Genomic DNA, 14,470 nt, shown 5'->3' on the forward strand with positions numbered 1-14,470 from the left:
CCCCGGCCATGGCTGGCCGGGGCCGCATCACGCGGCAGGGATCACTTCAGCAGGTGGGCGTACTGCTCGAACACATCGTAGTTGGCCCGCATCAGCTCGTTGGAGCGCTCGGGGCCAACCCAGACACCGCCAATGTCTTGGTCTTCAAGATAGTCTTGAAGCTCCTTGCGGGATAACGTATTTTGTACTGCATTAGCTAACGCATCAAAACGTTCAGGGTATTGACGCTCAAACTCTGCAGAAACCGCTAGGCCACGCATAGAGCCTTGAAAAACTGGAACCTCTAGATTGAGTTTCTCAAGAGCCTCATTGAGCGATGGAGCATCCCATTGTGAGACTCGCTCATCATTGACAATGGCCAATGGATTTAGGAACTCTCTGATTCCTTCACTGCCTTGGGCGCTAATCGCAATGAAGTCCACTTGGCCACCTGCAACAGCAGATCGTGCCTCACCACCATTTTGGTAAGTCACTAAATTGAGATTTTCTTGTGGAATCCCCATTTCATCTAACAACATTCTTGTTGTCAGATGTCCAGCAGACCCCTGAATTACAGCGCCTCTCACCCGACCAGGCCTATTCTTGATATCTTCTAACAGAGCAGCCAGATTCTCGTACCCTGAATTTCGATTAGCTGCGATGATATCCATATCAAACCACTGAATATTAATGAATGAGAAATCCTCAATGGAAAAGTCGGCGCCATTGGCAACAATTGCGTTGGGGAGGTATGGTGCGAAAGTGGAGGCGAGGACACTATAGCCATTGTCCTCGGCACTAAGGATATAACTAGCAGCTAGCTGGCCTCCGGCCCCGGGGCGGTTGGTCACGCGTACCGGCACCTCGAGCTCTTCGGACAGGAAGGTGGACATGGCGCGCGCCATGCGGTCGGCGCTGCCACCGGTGCCAAAGCCTACCACCAGGTCGACGGGGCGATCCGGATAGTCGTCGGCCGCGACGGGGGCCGTCATCGCGAATGAAGCCAGCACGGCTGCCACGGTGCCGGTCATGAACACTTTGCGACCGACGCTTGAAATACCTTGGAACATGGCGTGTACATCCTCGTTGTTGGTTTCTTGCGGGGTCTCGCCACCGCGGATCCAACTCTAATCGGCCAACCTGTCACCAAGCTTGCATACTCCGAACATTCGACCAATGTCTAGGTTCCATTGGCTCACGCCCCCCATGGTGGACTGAGCCGAGCGGGCATACCCCACTCACGACAGCTCGAGGCCCGCCAGCAGCCTTGTCAGCTCATTGGCCAGGAAGCGCGGTTCGACGCATTCACCCAGATGACCGGAGGCGAAGCGCAGGAAGCCCCGCGCGGCATGGGGCAGACGTCGGTCGCGGCGCACGATGAACTGCCAGTGGCTCTCGATGGGAAAATCGGTGACCGGCAGGATCGCGATATCCGGGTGTTCCGGCGGCAGCACGTGCTCGGAGAGCACGGCCAGGCCCATCCCGGCGGCCACGCCTACGCGGATGGCCTCGTTACTCGCCATCTGCAGCGTTGGCCCCAGCGACAGGCCATGCTCCTGCAGCCAGCTCTCGAACATCATGCGCGTGGCCGAACCCGGCTCGCGCAGCAAGAAGCGCTCCTCCAGCAGCTCGGCCATGGGAATACGCTCACCAGCCGCCAGGCGATGGCCTTGCGGCGCCACCACCACCAGTGGATTACGCAGGAATCGGCCGGCCAGAGCGTGAGCCAGGGATGGCGGATGGCTGAAGATATAGAGATCGTCGTCCTGGCGCTCGAAGCGGGTCAACATCTGACGGCGGTTGCCAATGTGCAGCGTCACGTCAACGTCCGGGAAGGCCTGGCTGTAGGGGCCAAGCAGGCGCGGCAGCACGTACTGGGCGGTGTTGACCAGGGCAATGCTGAAACGCCCCCGCTCGCCGCCGCGCAATGCCTCCAGGTAATCCTGGTAATCGTCGAAGCGCCCCAGCACCTCGCGACTGGCACGATAGAGCTCCCGCCCTGCTTCGGTAGGCGCCAGGCGCCCCTGCCGCGTCGTCAGCAATGGCTCGCCCACCGCCTCAGCCAGGCGCTTGAGCTGCTGCGACACGGTGGGTTGTGTCAGGTGCAGCTGCCGGGCCGCCTCGCTGACGGAGCCACTGCGTACAACCACGACATAGACCTGAAGCAGGCGAAACGTCAGGTGACGGATGTTCATGCGAAGCCCATTCGATCAGAGATATAGATGATTGACTATGGTATGAGGAGATAGATTCTATTGGAATCAATACCACGCAGTCCTCAAAATCCGCGGCTAGCCTGTTTACGCCAGCAACGAATTTTTCATCGAGAAGAGAGCCCATGCCTGACATCGTCGTGATGTTCTTTCTGCTTGGCCTGCTTGCCGGCATCGTCAAGTCCGACCTGAATATCCCCAAGGCGGCCTACGACACCTTGAGCCTGCTGTTGATGCTGACCATCGGCCTGAAGGGCGGCATGGCGCTCTATGGCAACCTGAGCTGGTCGCTGATTCCCGAACTGCTCTCTGTCGCGGCGCTTGGCGCCCTGATTCCGCTGGCCTTGATGCCGGTGCTACGCCGCTTCGTCCGTCTCTCCCCCGCCGACAGCGCCAGTATCGCCGCGCACTATGGTTCGGTGAGTGCAGGCACCTTCGCCGTGGCACTGGCCTTTGCCGAGAGCCGTGCCCTGCCCATCGGCGCCGAAGTCACCCTCTACCTGGTGATGATGGAGCTGCCGGCAATCATGATCGCCATCGCCCTCTATCGTCGCCATGCCGGCAAGGAGGCAGGCGAGGCACTCCAGGGCATCTGGCACGAGACCCTGACCAACCGCGGCGTCATCCTGCTGGCGGGTGGCGCGGTGATCGGCGCCATGTACGGCCCCCGGGAGGGCGCCGCCGTCACCGAACTGTTCACCGGGGCCTTCCACGCGGTGCTCGCCCTGTTCCTGCTGCAGATGGGCCTGACCGCAGCGGAAACCCTGCGCCCCATCCCCTGGTACCACTGGCGCCTGCTCACCTTCGCCCTGGTGGCCCCGTTCTTCCTGGCGCTGTCAGGCCTGGCCGTGGGCCTGATGCTCGGCCTGCCCATGGGCTCGCTGATGATACTCACGGCGCTGGCCGCCAGCGCCTCCTACATTGCCGCGCCGGCGGCCATGCGCACGGCGATACCCCAGGCCAACATTGGGCTGGCGATGCTGGCGGCACTCGGCTTCACCTTCCCGCTCAACGTCATCGTGGGCATACCCATCTACTATCAGCTGGCTCTCTGGCTCAGCTGAGCACATGCGCCACCGGCCTGGGTCGGTGGCGCCTCTCCTTGTCTTCTGCCAGTCTCATCCTCTATGGCCCGACTTGGCTCCCATTTTCAACAGCACGCCTTCGACATTCGTATGACGGCCGAAAGCTGCACTTTACGTTAACGTCAACCTCGCCTAGTCTTGTAGCATTCACAAATAGCGCCGCGAGCCGCGACGTCGCGTCTTGCCCCCTCTGACAGCGATACAAGCCATATACACAAAGGGAGTTTCGCCATGCTCACCGCCTACAAGCCCCTCGATTTCGGCCTCGACGACGAGCTGAACATGCTGCGCGATCAGGTCAACGCCTTCGCTCGCGACGAGATCGCCCCGCGTGCCGCCGAGATCGACGAGAAGAACGAATTTCCCAACGATCTGTGGCAGAAGTTCGGTGACATGGGCCTGCTCGGCATCACCGTGCCGGAAGAGGATGGCGGCACCGGCATGGGCTACCTGGCGCACTGCATCGCCATGGAAGAGATCTCCCGCGCCAGCGCCTCGGTGGGCCTCTCCTACGGCGCCCACTCCAACCTGTGCGTGAACCAGCTCAAGATCAACGCCAATGCCGAGCAGAAGGCCAAGTACCTGCCCAAGCTGATCAGCGGCGAGCACGTCGGCGCCCTGGCCATGTCCGAGCCGGGTGCCGGCTCCGACGTGGTTTCCATGAAGCTGCGCGCGCGCCAGGAGGGTGACAAGTACGTCCTCAACGGTAACAAGATGTGGATCACCAACGGCCCCGACGCCGACGTGCTGGTCGTCTACGCCAAGACCGACCCCGACGCCGGCTCCAAGGGCATCACCGCCTTCATCATCGAGAAGGGCATGGCCGGCTTCTCCACCGCCCAGAAGCTCGACAAGCTAGGCATGCGCGGCTCCAACACCTGCGAGCTGGTGTTCCAGGACTGCGAAGTCCCCGCCGAGAACGTGCTGGGCGAAGTGGGCAAGGGCGTACGCGTGCTGATGAGCGGCCTGGACTACGAGCGCACCGTGCTCGCCGCCGGCCCCATCGGCATCATGCAGGCGGCCATGGACATCGTGGTGCCCTACGTTCACGAGCGTAAGCAGTTCAACCAGTCGATCGGCGAGTTCCAGCTGGTGCAGGGCAAGATCGCCGACATGTACACCACGCTGAACGCCTGCCGCGCCTATCTCTACGCCGTGGCGGCCGGCTGCGACCGTGGCCAGACCTCGCGGAAGGACGCCGCCGGCGTGATCCTCTACTGCGCCGAGAAGGCCACCCAGGTAGCGCTCGGCGCCATCCAGCTGCTGGGCGGCAACGGCTACATCAACGAGTACCCCACCGGACGCCTGCTGCGCGACGCCAAGCTCTACGAGATCGGCGCCGGAACCAGCGAGATTCGTCGGATGCTTATCGGCCGCGAACTCTTCAACGAGTCCAAATGAAAATAGCTGCGCTCATTCATACTCTCCTCCCAGGGTCTGAATATCGCTCGCTTATTTTCATACTTGAAGAGAAAAAGAGACTCCTATGGCTACCTTAACGACACAAATCAATCCGCGCAGCGACGGCTTCCAGGCCAACGACAAGGCCATGCGCCACGAGGTGATGAAGCTGCGCGAGCTGACCGCAGCGATCAGCCAGGGCGGCGGCGAGAAGGCCCGCACCCGTCACGAATCACGCGGCAAGCTGTTCGTGCGCGACCGCATCGACAACCTGATCGACGAGGGCTCGCCGTTCCTCGAGTTCTCGGCGCTGGCCGCCCATGAGGTCTACGAGAGCGACGTGCCCGCCGCCGGCGTGGTCACCGGCATCGGCCGCGTCTCCGGCGTGGAGTGCGTGATCGTCGCCAACGACGCCACCGTCAAGGGCGGCACCTACTACCCGCTGACGGTGAAGAAGCACATTCGCGCCCAGGAGATCGCCCGCAAGCATCGCCTGCCGTGCATCTACCTGGTCGACTCCGGCGGCGCCTTCCTGCCCCGCCAGGATGAAGTGTTCCCCGACCGCGAGCACTTCGGGCGCATCTTCTACAACCAGGCCACCCTCTCCGCCGAAGGCATCCCGCAGATCGCCGTGGTGATGGGCTCCTGTACCGCCGGCGGCGCCTACGTGCCGGCCATGGCCGACGAGTCGATCATCGTCAAGCAGCAGGGCACCATCTTCCTCGGTGGCCCGCCGCTGGTGAAGGCCGCCACCGGCGAGAGCATCAGCGCCGAGGACCTGGGCGGCGCCGACGTGCACGCCAAGCTCAGCGGCGTGGCCGACCACTACGCCGAGAACGATGCCCACGCCCTGCAGCTGGCCCGCGCCTGCGTGTCACGGCTCAACTGGCAGAAGCGCGGCCAGCTCAAGATGCAGGAGCCCAAGCCGCCCAAGCTCGACCCGAGCGAGATCTACGGCATCGTCGGCACCGACCTCAAGAAGCCGTTCGACGTGCGCGAGGTGATCGGCCGCATCGTCGACGACTCCGACTTCGACGAGTTCAAGCGCTACTACGGCGACACCCTGGTCACCGGCTTCGCTCACATTCACGGCTACCCGGTGGGCATCGTCGCCAACAACGGCGTGCTGTTCTCCGAATCCGCGGTCAAGGGTGCCCACTTCATCGAGCTGTGCGCCCAGCGCAAGATCCCGCTGGTGTTCCTGCAGAACATCACCGGCTTCATGGTCGGCTCCAAGTACGAGCACGAAGGCATCGCCAAGCACGGCGCCAAGCTCGTCACCGCCGTGGCCTGCGCCAAGGTGCCCAAGTTCACCGTGCTGATCGGCGGTAGCTTCGGCGCCGGCAACTACGGCATGTGCGGCCGCGCCTACGACCCCAACCTGCTGTTCATGTGGCCCAACGCCCGTATCTCGGTGATGGGCGGCGAACAGGCTGCCGGCGTGCTGGCCCAGGTCAAGCGCGAACAGTACGAGCGCGAGGGCCGCGAGTGGAGTGCCGAAGAGGAAGAAGCCTTCAAGCAGCCCACCCGCGAGCAGTACGAGCACCAGGGTCACCCCTATTACGCCAGCGCGCGGCTTTGGGACGATGGCGTGATCGACCCGGCCCAGACCCGCGACGTGCTGGGGCTCTCGCTCTCCGCCGCGATGAACGCGGAAGTGCAAGAGACCCGGTTCGGCGTCTTCCGGATGTGAGTCGTAAAGTGTCTGCGCTCGCCCATACTGCGTTAAAAAACGGCTCAAGATGCTCATTTAGGGCTCCTAAACTCCGCTCTTTCGCCGTTTTTTGCCTTGCGACCCACAGGGATGTGGGAAGTGCGTTGGCCCGTCGGGAACGGGCCTAGCCCTGGCCTTCGCTCGAATACTTTACGAATATGGGAGCCACGAAAAATGACCGATACAAATAGCTTTTCTCAGCTAAGCATCGACGAGCGCGGCGTCGCCTGGCTGACGCTGAACCGGCCCGAGGTGCACAACGCCTTCGACGACAGCCTGATCGCCGAGCTCAACGAGCACCTCGCCAAGCTGCACGACGCCGCCCGCCACGGCGAGGTGCGCGTGGTGGTGCTGGGCTCCGAGGGCAAGAGCTTCTCCGCCGGTGCTGACCTGAACTGGATGAAGCGCATGGTGGAGTACGACTTCGAGGGCAACCTGGCCGACTCGCGCAAGCTGTCGCAGCTGATGCACGGTCTGGACACCCTGCCCTGCCCCACCGTGTGCCGCGTGCAGGGTGCCGCCTTCGGCGGTGCCGTGGGCCTGGCCGCCTGCTGCGACATCGTGATTGCCAGCGAGAAGGCCAAGTTCTGCCTCTCCGAGGTAAAGATCGGCCTCTCGCCGGCAGTGATCAGCCCCTACGTACAGCGTGCCCTGGGCTCGCGTCAGATGCGCCGCTACGCGCTCACCGCCGAGGTGATCGACGCCGACAAGGCGCTGGAGCTGGGCCTGGCCCACCAGATCGTCGGCCACGACCACATCGACGAAGCGGTCAACGCGATGCTCGAAACCCTGCTGGCCGGCTCGCCCCAGGCCCAGCGCGCCACCAAGGCCCTGCTGGCCGAAGTGGCCCGCGACTCCGACAGCAAGGCCACCCGCGAGCACACCTGCCGCGTGATCAGCGAGCTGCGGGTCAGCGCCGAAGGTCAGGAAGGCCTGGCCAGCTTCTTCGAGAAGCGCCGCCCCGCCTGGACCGACGACAACACGAACTCCTCGGAGCGCCGCTCATGAGCCAGACCGATTCCCGCACCACGCCCTTCGACACCCTGCTGGTGGCCAACCGCGGCGAGATCGCCTGCCGCGTGATGCGCACCGCCCGCGCCATGGGCCTGCGCACCGTGGCCGTCTACTCCGACGCCGACGCCAACGCCCGCCACGTGCGCGAAGCCGATGAAGCCGTGCGCCTGGGCCCAGCCGCCGCCCGCGAGAGCTACCTGAAGGTGGAAGCGGTGGTGGAAGCTGCCAAGCGCACCGGTGCCGGTGCCATTCACCCCGGCTACGGCTTCCTCTCCGAGAACGGCGCCTTCGTTCAAGCGCTGGACGCCGCCGGTATCACCTTCGTCGGCCCGCCCGCCTCGGCGATTGCCGCCATGGGCGACAAGTCCGCCGCCAAGGCGCGCATGGCCAACGCCGGCGTACCGCTGGTGCCGGGCTACCACGGCGGCGACCAGGACGACGCCCTGCTCAAGTCCGAGGCCGACAAGATCGGCTACCCGGTGCTGCTCAAGGCCAGCGCCGGCGGCGGCGGCAAGGGCATGCGCGTGGTGGAGAGCGGCGAGCAGTTCCAGGCCGCGCTGGACGGCTGCCGCCGCGAGTCCCAGGCCGCCTTCGGCGACACCCGCATGCTGATCGAGAAGTACCTGACCCAGCCGCGCCACGTCGAGGTTCAGGTGTTCTGCGACAGCCACGGCAACGGTGTCTACCTGTTCGAGCGCGACTGCTCGGTGCAGCGTCGCCACCAGAAGGTCCTCGAGGAAGCCCCCGCTCCCGGCATGAGCGCCGAGCTGCGCCGCGAGATGGGCGAAGCCGCCGTGCGCGCCGCCAAGGAGATCGGCTACGTGGGCGCCGGCACCGTCGAGTTCTTATTGGACAAAGATGGCTCCTTCTACTTCATGGAGATGAACACCCGCCTGCAGGTGGAGCACCCCGTCACCGAGATGATCACAGGCCAGGACCTGGTCGAGTGGCAGCTGCGTGTGGCCATGGGCGAAGCCCTTCCGCTCCGGCAGGAAGCGCTGACCATCACCGGCCACAGCTTCGAGGCGCGCCTCTACGCCGAAGACCCGGAGCAGGACTTCCTGCCCGCCACCGGGAAGCTCGAGCGCTTCGCCATGGACCTCAAGGGCGCCGGGCTCGACCCTGAACGGGTGCGCCTGGATAGCGGCGTGGAAACCGGCGACGTGGTCTCCATGCACTACGACCCCATGCTCGCCAAGCTGATCGTCCACGGCGACGACCGCGAGCAGGCGCTTTCCACCCTCAACCGCGCGCTGGCCGCGCTGGACGTGCAGGGTGTGGTGACCAACCGCGCCTTCCTGCAGCGCCTGGCCACCCACCCGGCATTCCGCAACGTGGAGCTGGACACCCGCTTCATCGAGAAGAACGAAGCCACCCTCTTCGCACCCAAGCAGTACAGCATCGAAGAGTACGCCGGCGCCGCGCTGATCGGCCTCAACCAGCTCGCCCGCGAGTGTGAGAGCGACTCGCCGTGGGACCGCCACGACGGCTTCCGCCTCAACGCCCCACATACCATCCGCATCTCGCTGTGCGACCCTGCCCACGTGCAGGACGAAGAGAACGTGGTGGTCGTGGAAGGCACCCGTGAGACCGACGCCGACCCGTGGCACCTCACCATCGGCAGCGAGACCCTCACCGCCCGCCTGCAGCACCTGGAAGGTGACGCCGTGGCCGTGACCCTTAATGGCCACCGCCGCCGCCTCCAGGCCCGCCGCGACGGCAACGTCGTCGTCATGGTCGACCCGCGCGGTGAAACCCGCCTGTTCTGGCGCCGAATCGATGCCATCGACCACGGCCACCACGAAGCCGAATCGACCCTCACCGCGCCGATGCACGGCACCGTGGTCGCGCTGCTGGTGGAAGCCGGTCAGAAGGTGGAGAAAGGCATGCCGCTGATGGTCATGGAGGCCATGAAGATGGAACACACCATGACCGCCCCCGCCGACGGCCATGTAGAAAGCTTCCACTTCAACGCCGGCGATACGGTGGGCCAGGGAGACGTGCTGCTCGAGTTTGCGCCGGTCGAGTAAGATTGGAGCGGCACCAAGAGCGTCAAGGCAAGTGCGCCGAGAGTAGCGGCGCCGGGAGCTGACGTGAGCGAAGCTCATTTTTCATGGATGAAAAATGGAGCGCCCAGGGAGGGGTTCACAGCGATCTTCGCGAAAGGCAGCACCCGGATCAGCCGCGGGCAAGGCCACCGGTCACGTGCCGTGTACAGGATAGGAGAAAATCGAATGGCATTTCCCAAGCGCGTGCGCCTGGTCGAGGTCGGCCCCCGCGACGGGCTGCAGAACGAACCCAACCCGATCGACACAGCCACCAAGCTGGAACTGATCGACCGCCTGGGCGCCGCCGGCATCGGCTACATCGAAGCCGCCAGCTTCGTCTCGCCCAAGTGGGTGCCGCAGATGGCCGACCATCGTGAAGTGATGACCGGCCTTACGCGCCGCCAGGGCGTCACCTACGCCGCTCTCACCCCCAACCTCAAGGGGCTGGAAGCGGCGCTGGAGTGCGGCGTGGAGGAAGTGGCGGTATTCGGCGCGGCCAGTGAAGCCTTCTCGCAGAAGAACATCAACTGCTCCGTCGCCGAATCCCTGGAGCGCTTCGCCCCCGTGCTGGAGCGAGCCAGAGAGGCCAAGGTGCGCGTGCGCGGCTACGTCTCCTGCGTGCTCGGCTGCCCCTACGAAGGCGAGATCGCCCCGGCCAAGGTGGCCGAGGTAAGCAAGGCGCTGTTCGATATGGGCTGCTACGAAGTCTCGCTCGGCGACACCATCGGCGTCGGCACCCCGCTCGCCGCCAAGCGCATGATCGAAGCCGTGAGCCGCGACATCCCCATGGAAAAGCTCGCCGCCCACTTCCACGACACCTACGGCCAGGCGCTGGCCAACCTCTACGCCGTGCTGGAAGAAGGCATCAGCGTGGTAGACAGCTCCGTCGCTGGCCTCGGCGGCTGCCCCTACGCCAAGGGCGCCTCCGGCAACGTGGCCAGTGAAGATGTCGTCTACCTGCTCAATGGCCTGGGTATCGATACCGGCATCGACCTCGACAAGCTCGCCGAAACCGGCACCTGGATCACCCAGACCATCGGCCGACCTAACCGCTCCAAGGTGGGCGTGGCGCTGGCGGCGAAGTGACTTCGCGCTGACAATCCCCGCCCACTGCGCTTCGCGCTTTGGGCGAGGGTTCTAAGATCACCCCCAGAACCTTCCTGCTTCGACACGCCTTCACCAGGCAGCGGCTACGCCGCTGCCCTCGATTTAGTCACTCCACAGGCTAACCCCGCCAGCCCGGCATGCTCGAGCGCGCCCTGGCATAGCGCCATTGACAGCCAAGATATAGTTCAAATGGACTTTAACTAATCAATGATCATAAACTATAAAAAATTAGTTAAAGCCCGCCCAGGGGGGCTCGATGTCCTACCAACGCCTGCAGTCCGAAGCGTCTCGTGTTGCCGTCAACGCCATCCAGCTCTTCGAGGCGCTGGAGCAGCATCGTGCTCGAGCACGCCAAGTAAAGGGTTCGATGCACTGGAAGCACATCAATGGGCGAGAGTACCTTTACCGCGCCTACACTGGCGGCAAAAACCACTCTCTCGGCCCGCGCTCCCCCGATACCGAAGCCATACAGCAAGCGTTCGAGGCGCAGAAAGCGGAATATCATGCCCGCGAACATTCGCTCAAGGAACAGCTTCAGCTGCATGCCGCCTATGTCCGGGCCAATCGGCTTAACCGTTTCCCGCTAGCCGGTGCCAGGGCGATAAGGGCACTTCAACGCAAGGAGATTCCTTTCAGGGTAATCGGCACCAACGCCCTGTATGCCTATGAAGCCCGCGCCGGCGTTCTCATTGAACCCGAGCATCTCGCAACCGCCGATAACGATGTGCTGATGGACGCACGGCAAGGCTTGAGAATCATTACTGCTCTCGCCGGGGAAACGCTGCTATCGGTGATACGTGCCAGCGACCGCTCTTTCCAGCCCCTCACCCAAGCGCCCTTCGAGTTTCGTGCTGCCAACGCCAAGGGCTACATGATCGATTTCATTACTCAAGCTGCTGATCCTATGAAGATGAGCGACTTCGAGCGCTATCTGGAAGCCGGGGATCTGAAACCGGTAGGGATCGACTCGCTGAAGTGGGCCATTGCCTCGCCGCGCTTCGAAGCCGTCGTCTTCGACGAGAAAGGCATGCCGTTGAGGCTCGTTACCGTGGACCCGCGAGCCTTCGTCCTTCACAAGTGGCATGTCAGCCAGCAGCCAGACCGGGAGCCCCTGAAGCGTCATCGCGATGAGGCCCAGGCCCGCCTCGTCGCCACGCTGCTACGCGACGAACTACGCGAGCTCTCGGCAACGCAGGCAGTAGAGCGCGCCTTTCCGCATCTCCTCAGGCAGCAGGCCAGCAGCCGGCTTGATGAATACGACCTGTAGATCCCCTGCTGCGCAGAAAAAAGGCCTGCCCCCCGCCGGCCCGGCATGCTCGAGCGCGCCCTGGCATAGCGCAAGCAGCATCAACGTGTTCCCCACCATTCCAGGGCCGCCCGCGTGGTATGCTCCCATCACTATGTTTCCAGCGCAGGAGCATCGCCGTGTCTGCCCCGTCTCGTCGCAAGCTGCCCATCGGCATTCAGACCTTTTCCGACATCATCGAAGGCGGCTACTACTACGTCGACAAGACACCTCAAATCCACCGCCTGATCGAGCAAGGCAAGTACTACTTCCTCTCGCGCCCGCGCCGCTTCGGCAAGAGCCTGCTGGTGGACACCCTGCGCTGCCTGTTCGAAGGCCAAGAGCGGCTGTTCCAAGGGCTCTACATTCACGACAAGTGGGACTGGCAAAAGCAGCATCCGGTCATCCACCTGAGCTTCGCCGACGGCAACCTGCAGGATCGGTCAGCGCTGGACAGCCACATCCGACACCAACTGCAACAGCACCGACAGCGTCTCGGTATCACGAGCCCGCCCCCGGAGCTGATTTCCAGCGAGTTCTCGGATCTGATCCGCCGGACGCACGAGCAGCATGGTCAGCGCGTCGTCGTGCTGATCGACGAGTACGACAAGCCGATTCTCGATAACCTCACCGAGCCGGAGCACGCCCGCGAGCTACGCGATGGCCTGCGCAACCTCTACAGCGTGCTCAAGGAAGCAGACCGCCACCTGCAGTTCTGCCTGCTCACCGGGGTTTCCAAGTTCAGCAAAGTCAGCCTGTTCTCGGGGCTCAACAACCTCAACGACATCACGCTGGACAACGCTCACGCCACCATCTGCGGCTATACCGATGAGGACATCGATACGGTATTCGCGCCTGAGCTACCCGGCCTGAACCGCCAGCAGATTCGCCACTGGTACAACGGCTACCGTTGGGGTGGTGAAGCCGTGCCCTCGGTTTACAACCCGTTCGACGTGCTGCTGCTGTTGCAGAAGCGAGAGTTTCGCCCCTACTGGTTCGAGACCGCCACGCCCTCGTTTTTGATCGAAGTGCTCAAGGAGCGTGGCGTCTTCACGCCCCGTCTCGACCGAGTGCAGGCCAAGGCGCAGCTACTGGGGCGCTTCGATGTCGATGACATGACCACCGAAGGGCTGCTGTTCCAGACCGGCTATCTCACCATCAAGAAATGGGAAGAGCCGATCCTGGGCTACCATCTCTACACCCTGGGCTTCCCCAACCAGGAAGTCGAGACCAGCCTCAACGAGTTGCTGCTGCCAGCGCTTGGCATACCGGACTCGACCATGCAGGAGACCCAGCTGGGATTGCTGGACGTACTCAAAGCCCACGACCTGGCAGCACTGGAAACCCACCTCAAGGCGCTCTACGCCGGCCTGCCCCACGATTGGTACCGCAACAATCCCATCGCCAAGTACGAAGGCCACTATGCCAGCGTGTTCTACAGCCACTTCGCCGCGCTCGGCGTGAGCGTCACGGTGGAAGACGCCAGCCACACCGGCAAGGTCGACATGACCGTCGATTTCGACGGCCACCTCTACCTGTTCGAATTCAAGGTGGTCGAGCAGGTACCCAAGGGCAAGGCGCTGCAGCAGCTTCAGGAGAAGGGCTACGCCGACAAGTACCGCGGCCAGGGCAAGCCCATCCACCTGATCGGCGTCGAATTCTCCCGCGAGCGACGCCAGATCGTCGCCTTCGATATCGCGGCGGCTTGAATGGCAGCCTGCAGCAACACGCCGTTGGCCTGCTGAGCGAAGCCTACGAGCGTAAGCGCCCGGCCATCGCCCTTTGCGAGTGATCAGTCGACCGGTTTCCAGTGCTGAGGTAGGAGTTCGTGGATCTGGCTGGCCTTCTGCGTGGGCAGCCGAGTCAGTACGTCTTTCAGGTAGGCATGCGATTCATGGCCGTTCAACTTAGCGGACTGGATCAGGCTCATGATGTTGGCTGCGCGCTGGCCGCTGCGCAGTGAGCCGGCAAATAGCCAGTTGCTGCGTCCCAGCGCCCAGGGGCGAATCAGATTGTCGGGTAGTCGGATGCGGTTACCCGCATCCAACCCCCTAAGAACCGTGCATGCGAGTTTCCCAGCACACGGCTCAAGCCTCTACAAAGGCGCAGTTAAGCACCCGGCTGCACTTTCTTGACAAAGGGACTCTTTTTATCGGCGGTCTCAAGTCCCAAGCGCAACACTATTGAAGGGTGTCCGGTCCAGCGACTGATTTCTTGAGCACCTCGGAATAGACTTCCAGAGGCGTTCGCCAGTCCAATGTCTTGCGCGGTCGTGTGTTCAATGAATCCGCAATGGCATCGAGCTCTTCCTGGCTATAGACCGACAGGTCCGTGCCCTTCGGCAGGTACTGCCGCAACAAACCGTTGGTATTTTCGTTAGAGCCTCGTTGCCACGGGCTATGAGGATCGGCGAAATAGATGGCCGTCCCGGTCCGTTGTGTGATCTCGGCATGCTGCATCATCTCCCTGCCCTGGTCGTAGGTCATGGAGAGCCGCAAGGCGCGTGGGACCTCGTTCAGCTTGTCGCTGAACCCGATGGCAGCGGCGGTGGCCGTCGTGCCGTCCAGTTTGGCCAGTATCACCAGGCGCGTGGTGCGCTCCACCAGCGTGCCGACAGCGGATCG

At 63.3% G+C, this 14,470-nt stretch carries 11 protein-coding genes and 1 pseudogene; 8 read left to right on the plus strand and 4 right to left on the minus strand.

Annotation, left to right across the window (positions count from 1 at the left end; translation table 11 throughout):
• Positions 1-41 precede the first annotated feature (41 nt).
• Positions 42-1,049: a Bug family tripartite tricarboxylate transporter substrate binding protein gene (locus H1D44_RS02475; RefSeq protein WP_181513250.1), complete on the minus strand. Its 1,008-nt coding sequence runs from the start codon at positions 1,047-1,049 to the stop codon at positions 42-44.
• 168 nt (positions 1,050-1,217) lie between these two features.
• Positions 1,218-2,174, minus strand: a complete 957-nt coding sequence (locus tag H1D44_RS02480; RefSeq protein WP_181513251.1) for a LysR family transcriptional regulator — start codon at positions 2,172-2,174, stop codon at positions 1,218-1,220.
• 143 nt (positions 2,175-2,317) lie between these two features.
• Between H1D44_RS02480 and H1D44_RS02485 the strand changes: the two genes are divergently transcribed.
• The 8 genes from H1D44_RS02485 to H1D44_RS02520 all read left to right on the plus strand — a co-directional run bounded on the left by H1D44_RS02485 (position 2,318) and on the right by H1D44_RS02520 (position 13,555).
• Positions 2,318-3,256 (plus strand): sodium-dependent bicarbonate transport family permease, encoded by a 939-nt coding sequence (locus tag H1D44_RS02485; RefSeq protein ID WP_181513252.1) that lies wholly within the window; start codon positions 2,318-2,320, stop codon positions 3,254-3,256.
• Positions 3,257-3,508: 252 nt separating this feature from the next.
• On the plus strand, positions 3,509-4,678 hold the full coding sequence (locus tag H1D44_RS02490) for an isovaleryl-CoA dehydrogenase (protein ID WP_181513253.1): 1,170 nt from the start codon (positions 3,509-3,511) through the stop codon (positions 4,676-4,678).
• 85 nt (positions 4,679-4,763) lie between these two features.
• Entirely contained in the window at positions 4,764-6,371 is a 1,608-nt protein-coding gene (locus tag H1D44_RS02495) for a carboxyl transferase domain-containing protein (RefSeq protein WP_181513254.1), read from the plus strand.
• A gap of 195 nt (positions 6,372-6,566) precedes the next feature.
• Complete coding sequence (locus H1D44_RS02500) at positions 6,567-7,400, plus strand: enoyl-CoA hydratase/isomerase family protein (RefSeq protein ID WP_181513255.1); 834 nt, start codon at positions 6,567-6,569, stop codon at positions 7,398-7,400.
• Positions 7,397-9,436, plus strand: a complete 2,040-nt coding sequence (locus H1D44_RS02505) for an acetyl/propionyl/methylcrotonyl-CoA carboxylase subunit alpha (RefSeq protein WP_181513256.1) — start codon at positions 7,397-7,399, stop codon at positions 9,434-9,436. The genes H1D44_RS02500 and H1D44_RS02505 overlap by 4 nt, the downstream gene beginning before the upstream one ends.
• Positions 9,437-9,640: 204 nt before the next feature.
• On the plus strand, positions 9,641-10,540 hold the full coding sequence (locus H1D44_RS02510) for a hydroxymethylglutaryl-CoA lyase (protein ID WP_181513257.1): 900 nt from the start codon (positions 9,641-9,643) through the stop codon (positions 10,538-10,540).
• 277 nt (positions 10,541-10,817) lie between these two features.
• Complete coding sequence (locus tag H1D44_RS02515) at positions 10,818-11,828, plus strand: GSU2403 family nucleotidyltransferase fold protein (RefSeq protein WP_181513258.1); 1,011 nt, start codon at positions 10,818-10,820, stop codon at positions 11,826-11,828.
• Positions 11,829-11,986: 158 nt separating this feature from the next.
• Positions 11,987-13,555 (plus strand): AAA family ATPase, encoded by a 1,569-nt coding sequence (locus H1D44_RS02520; protein WP_238984354.1) that lies wholly within the window; start codon positions 11,987-11,989, stop codon positions 13,553-13,555.
• A gap of 83 nt (positions 13,556-13,638) precedes the next feature.
• Here H1D44_RS02520 and H1D44_RS02525 read toward each other — a convergent pair.
• Positions 13,639-13,863: pseudogene (locus tag H1D44_RS02525) on the minus strand (transposase domain-containing protein); the annotation flags it as partial.
• A gap of 163 nt (positions 13,864-14,026) precedes the next feature.
• Positions 14,027-14,470 (minus strand): IS30 family transposase (locus H1D44_RS02530; RefSeq protein ID WP_181513260.1); only part of this gene is annotated, 444 nt, incomplete at its 5' end.

The sequence above is a fragment of the Billgrantia kenyensis genome (assembly GCF_013697085.1).
GTDB classification, from domain to species: domain Bacteria; phylum Pseudomonadota; class Gammaproteobacteria; order Pseudomonadales; family Halomonadaceae; genus Halomonas; species Halomonas kenyensis.

Excerpts from the sequence above, each read along its gene's own strand:
- H1D44_RS02475 (WP_181513250.1), bottom strand. The coding sequence starts at position 1,049 with ATGTTCCAAGGTATTTCAAGCGTCGGTCGCAAAGTGTTCATGACCGGC.
- H1D44_RS02480 (WP_181513251.1), bottom strand. The coding sequence starts at position 2,174 with ATGAACATCCGTCACCTGACGTTTCGCCTGCTTCAGGTCTATGTCGTG.
- H1D44_RS02485 (WP_181513252.1), top strand. The coding sequence starts at position 2,318 with ATGCCTGACATCGTCGTGATGTTCTTTCTGCTTGGCCTGCTTGCCGGC.
- H1D44_RS02490 (WP_181513253.1), top strand. The coding sequence starts at position 3,509 with ATGCTCACCGCCTACAAGCCCCTCGATTTCGGCCTCGACGACGAGCTG.
- H1D44_RS02495 (WP_181513254.1), top strand. The coding sequence starts at position 4,764 with ATGGCTACCTTAACGACACAAATCAATCCGCGCAGCGACGGCTTCCAG.
- H1D44_RS02500 (WP_181513255.1), top strand. The coding sequence starts at position 6,567 with ATGACCGATACAAATAGCTTTTCTCAGCTAAGCATCGACGAGCGCGGC.
- H1D44_RS02505 (WP_181513256.1), top strand. The coding sequence starts at position 7,397 with ATGAGCCAGACCGATTCCCGCACCACGCCCTTCGACACCCTGCTGGTG.
- H1D44_RS02510 (WP_181513257.1), top strand. The coding sequence starts at position 9,641 with ATGGCATTTCCCAAGCGCGTGCGCCTGGTCGAGGTCGGCCCCCGCGAC.
- H1D44_RS02515 (WP_181513258.1), top strand. The coding sequence starts at position 10,818 with ATGTCCTACCAACGCCTGCAGTCCGAAGCGTCTCGTGTTGCCGTCAAC.